The organism is Cellulomonas sp. B6 (assembly GCF_001462455.1).
GTDB lineage: Bacteria > Actinomycetota > Actinomycetes > Actinomycetales > Cellulomonadaceae > Cellulomonas.
The window spans coordinates 1-4828 of the sequence record NZ_LNTD01000165.1 but is presented as its reverse complement, the minus strand read 5'-3'; the positions used below and the strand labels follow the sequence as shown (position 1 = coordinate 4828).

Sequence of the window (4828 nt, the reverse complement as noted above, 5' to 3'; positions counted from 1 at the left end):
GCGGCGGTCGCGGCGGCGGGTTCTGACCGCGACGCGAGGACGAGGCGCCCGCCGCCGACGGCGGGCGCGGCACGGGACACGGACCGACGGTCCGGTCGGCGACACAGGAGGGCACGACACCATGACGGAGAAGCAGTCGATCTTCGGGCGGATCGCCCAGCTCGCGCGCGCGAACATCAACGCGCTGATCGACCAGGCCGAGGACCCGCAGAAGATGCTGGACCAGCTCGTGCGCGACTACACGGGCTCGATCGCGGACGCCGAGAAGGCGATCGCGCAGTCCATCGGCAACCTGCGGCTCGCCGAGCAGGACTACAACGAGGACGTCGCGGCCGCGCGCGACTGGGGGCAGAAGGCGCTGGCCGCGTCGTCACGCGCCGACCAGTTCCGCGCAGCGGGCGACGCCGCGAACGCCGACAAGTTCGACAACCTCGCGAAGGTCGCGCTCGGCAAGCAGATCGCCGCCGAGCAGGAGGTCCGCGACGCGGAGCCGATCCTGACCTCGCAGCGCGAGACGGTCGAGAAGCTCAAGTCGGGCCTCGCGCAGATGAAGGACAAGCTGGGCCAGCTCAAGCAGCGCCGCGACACGCTCGTCGCGCGGCAGAAGTCCGCGCAGGCGCAGCGCCAGGTGCAGGAGGCGATCGGCTCGATCAACGTCCTGGACCCGACGAGCGAGATCGCCCGCTTCGAGGAGAAGGTGCGTCGCGAGGAGGCCTACGCGATGGGCCAGGCCGAGCTCGCCGCGTCCTCGCTCGACTCGCAGTTCGCCGAGCTGGAGTCCGCGGGCGCCGACATCGAGATCGAGGCACGCCTCGCGGCGCTCAAGCAGGGCGGCGCACCGCGCCAGATCGACGCGACGACCGTCACCCCGCAGATCACCTCGGGCACGCAGGACGCCTGACGTCCGCACGCGCGACGACGGGGCCGGGCCGTCCTCTCAGCACGAGAGGTCGGCCCGGCCCCGTCACGTCCGGGCGAGGTGCGGGAGGGCGCACCCACCGGGACGGGCGCGGTGCCGGGCGCGTCAGACCGGGACGCGGCGCGTCGCGGCGCGGGCCCGCACGAGGTGCGTGAAGGACTCCGCGACGGCGCGGCCGGTGGTCTCGACCGCGTCGGCACGCGCGGCGGCCTGCGCGAGGACGGCGTCGGTGTCGACGTCGTCGTGCTGCTCGGCCCACGTGCGCAGCGTCGCGTCGCCGGCCTCGGGGTGGAACTGCACGCCCCACGCGCTGCCGATGCGGAACGCCTGGAACGGGTACATCGAGGACGACGCGAGCCACACGGCGCCGCGCGGCAGGTCGACGACCGCGTCGGCGTGCATGCTCGGCTGCGGGCTGGTGCGCACCGCACCCGCGAGGTCGGCCACGGGGCCGAGCAGCGCGTCGTCCGCGGCCTCGGGGCGCCAGCGGACGTCGACGACGCCGGCCTCGCGCCCGGGGGGCGCCGCGACCTCGACGCGGCCACCGCGCGCGACGGCGAGCAGCTGTGCGCCCAGGCAGATGCCGAGCGCCGGGACGTCGGTCGCGCTCACCACGGCGAGCAGGTCGCGCAGGCCGCGCAGCCACGGGGCGACGGCGTCGTCGTGGGCGGACATCTGGCCGCCCAGCACGAGCAGGCCGTCGCCCACCTCGGTGGGGCCGGGCAGCGCGTCGCCGAGGTCGGCACGGACGAGGTGCAGGTCCACGCCGGTCAGCCACTGCGCGAAGCGGTCGAGGCCGACGTCGGGAGAGCTCTGCACGACGGTCACGCGGGGCGCGGTGCCGCAGGCGTCGCCGGGCAGCACGCGGTCGTCGAGGTCGAGGGTCACGCTTCCACGGTAGCCGCGCGCCCGCGTACCACCGAAGTTCCAGGTCACATGTCCATCACGATCGCGATCTGCCCGTTTCGTCGCGGTTCGCTCCCGCTCATCTCCAGCGACCTCCCAGCAGATGCTCAGGCAACACGGCTGGGTGCTACCACCCCGACTCGTCCACCACCGGGACTTTCGCCCCGTCCGCGTCTCAGCAACGCGGCACGAGGGCCGAACGACAGGCGCCGCACCCGCGCGCGAGCACGTCGAGAAGGAGCACCGCAGCCCGGTGCCGAGAGGACCCCTGTGACGACCCACACCACGCACCGCCCCGCGCACCGCGCCTGGCACCGCGTCGCCGCACGCACGCTCCTCCCGACCCTCGCGGCCGGCGCCGTGCTCGTCGGAGCCACCGCCCCGGCGTCGGCCGTCCCCGACTACCCCCTGATCAGCCCCGTGCCCACCACGCTCGACGTCGGCGAGCAGGTCTCGTTCGTCGCGACCTGCCCGGTGGTCCCCGACGTCGAGTGGAACACGATCCTGTGGATCTCCTCGGGGGGCAACGGCCTCGGGACGCACGTGGGCGACGTCCACGGCGACCTGAAGGACTACGCCGTCTCCACCACGTTCTGGTCCGCCGGCGAGCAGTACGTCGACGTCACCTGCCGCACCCAGACGGACAAGGTCTGGTCCGACGTCGCCCACAAGCGCGTCCACTTCACGGTGGGCGACACCGCACCGCCCGTGGTCGCCACGACGACCACGACCGTCTCGGCGACCCCGGACCGCGTCAGTCCGTCCGGCCAGACCGAGCTGCGCGCGACCGTGTCGGTGGACCTGGACGTCACGCTCGTCGGCACGGTCCAGTTCGCCGTCGACGGCACCCCGTGGGCTGGGCCCGTGGCGCTGGACCGAGGCTCCGCGGCGCTGACCGTGCCCGCCGGGACGTTCGCGCCCGGCACGCACACGCTGACCGCCACGTTCACGGGCGACGACGTGACGGGGTCGACCTCGCAGACCTCGACCTTCTACGTCAAGCACTCCCCGACCGTCGTGCTGTCGCTGCCGTCGCACCCGGTCGAGGGCACGGTGACGCTGACGGCGCAGATCGACGTGACGCCCGACCAGCCGATGCCGACCGGACAGGTCGACTTCCGCTGGAGCGAGGGCGCCCGTCTGGGCACCGCCGAGCTCAGCCCCGGTGGCGTCGCGACGCTGGAGGTCGATCTGGCGGCGGGCACGTACCCGGACGTCGTCGCCGTCTACCAGGGCGACAAGAGCTTCTCCGACCGCTCCTCGGCGCGCGCCACGCTCGTCGTCGACCCGGCCGAGCAGCCGCGCCCGACCCCCGTCGCCCCTGAGGTCTCGGTGCCGTCGACGGTGACGACGACGGTCGGGACGCCCGCGCGCCTGACGGTCGCCCTGCCGACCCACCACCGCCCGACCGGCGACGTCGTCGTGCGCACCTCCGGCGCCGGCGACGTCCTGCTCACCGCACCGATCCCCGCCACGGGCGACCTCGTGCTGACCCTGCCCGTCCTCGCGCCCGGCACGCACGAGCTCCTCATCGGCACCCTCGGCCACAAGCACGTCGCCAGCTGGGGACAGACCATCACCGTGACCGTCACCGGCGAGCCCGCCCGCGGCTCGGCGCTGCCCGACGCCCAGCTGACCGGGTCCACCACGACCGTGCCCGCCAGCGGGCAGATCACCCTGGTCGCGCGGGACTTCGAGCCCGGCGAGACCGTCGTGTTCTACCTGCACTCCGAGCCCGTGCTGCTCGGCACGGCCGTCGCCGACGCCGCCGGCGTCGCGACGCTCGTCGCGACCGTCCCGGCCGACGTGGCCAGCGGTGCGCACCACGTCGTCGCTACCGGCGGCACCTCGCAGCGCTGGGCGCAGATCGCGGTCACCGTGCCCGCCGCCACGCCCGCCGCCACGCCCGCACCCGCAGCCGCCGCACCCGCGGCAGCCCCGGCGGCACCCGCGGCGACCGCGCTGGCCGTGACCGGCACCGGGCCCGAGATGGCGCTGCTGACCGCGCTCGCGCTCGTCTCCGGCATCGGCCTGCTCGCGCTGCGTCGCCGGCTCGCCACGCGCTGACGCCGCACCACGACGGGGCCCCGACCACCGGTCGGGGCCCCGTCGTCGTCCCCGGCCCTGCACCCTGACCACGTCGACGACTCCCCGACACGCGCGTGCAGGCGGTTCCCAGGCGGTGTCCAGGTTCGGGGCGCACGATGGTGCCATGACAGCGTCCGCGGAGCCCGAGGCCCGGCTGCTCGTCGTCGACGACGAGCCGAACATCCGCGAGCTGCTCGCGACGTCGTTGCGGTTCGCGGGCTTCGAGGTGCACGCCGCGGCCGACGGCGGCTCGGCGTTGCGCCTCGCGCGCGACACCGAGCCCGACCTGGTCGTGCTCGACGTCATGCTGCCGGACATGGACGGGTTCGCCGTCACGCGCCGGCTGCGCGAGAAGGGTCAGCACATGCCCGTGCTGTTCCTCACCGCGCGCGACGACACCGCGGACAAGGTGCAGGGCCTGACGGTCGGCGGCGACGACTACGTGACCAAGCCGTTCAGCCTCGAGGAGGTCGTCGCGAGGATCCGCGCGATCCTGCGGCGCACGCAGCCCGACGACGGCGCCGCGTCGAACCTCCTGCGGTACGCCGACCTCGAGCTCGACGACGACACGCACGAGGTGCGGCGCGCGGGCCAGGAGGTCGAGCTGTCGCCGACCGAGTTCAAGCTGCTGCGCTACCTCATGCTCAACCCGAACCGCGTGCTGTCCAAGACCCAGATCCTCGACCACGTGTGGCAGTACGACTGGGGCGGCGACGCCAACATCGTCGAGTCGTACATCTCCTACCTGCGCCGCAAGATCGACCAGCTGACCGACGCCGACGGCCACCGCCTGCCGCCGCTGATCCACACGCGACGGGGCGTCGGCTACCTGCTGCGCGAGTCGGCGTGAGCGAGCCCGGGTCCGCGGACGCGCCGCGCGCACCCGGGCCGGACGACCCCGCGGACGTCGGCCCG

At 74.2% G+C, this 4828-nt stretch carries 4 protein-coding genes; 3 read left to right on the top strand and 1 reads right to left on the bottom strand.

The window, feature by feature from the left end; all coding sequences use genetic code 11:
• Positions 1-121: 121 nt before the first annotated feature.
• Complete coding sequence (locus tag ATM99_RS14500) at positions 122-901, top strand: PspA/IM30 family protein (protein WP_062103580.1); 780 nt, start codon at positions 122-124, stop codon at positions 899-901.
• Between the two features lie 123 nt (positions 902-1024).
• On the opposite strand, the gene ATM99_RS14495 is transcribed toward ATM99_RS14500, so the two are convergent.
• Positions 1025-1807 carry a type 1 glutamine amidotransferase gene (locus tag ATM99_RS14495; RefSeq protein ID WP_062103579.1) on the bottom strand — a complete coding sequence of 261 codons (783 nt, stop codon included), beginning with the start codon at positions 1805-1807 and terminating at the stop codon, positions 1025-1027.
• Between the two features lie 288 nt (positions 1808-2095).
• Here ATM99_RS14495 and ATM99_RS14490 point away from each other — a divergent pair, with 288 nt between their 5' ends.
• Together ATM99_RS14490 and ATM99_RS14485 are read left to right on the top strand one after the other, a co-directional pair.
• Positions 2096-3892: an Ig-like domain-containing protein gene (locus ATM99_RS14490; RefSeq protein ID WP_062103578.1), complete on the top strand. Its 1797-nt coding sequence runs from the start codon at positions 2096-2098 to the stop codon at positions 3890-3892.
• Between the two features lie 145 nt (positions 3893-4037).
• On the top strand, positions 4038-4763 hold the full coding sequence (locus tag ATM99_RS14485) for a response regulator transcription factor (protein WP_062103577.1): 726 nt from the start codon (positions 4038-4040) through the stop codon (positions 4761-4763).
• The last annotated feature ends 65 nt before the right edge of the window (positions 4764-4828 follow it).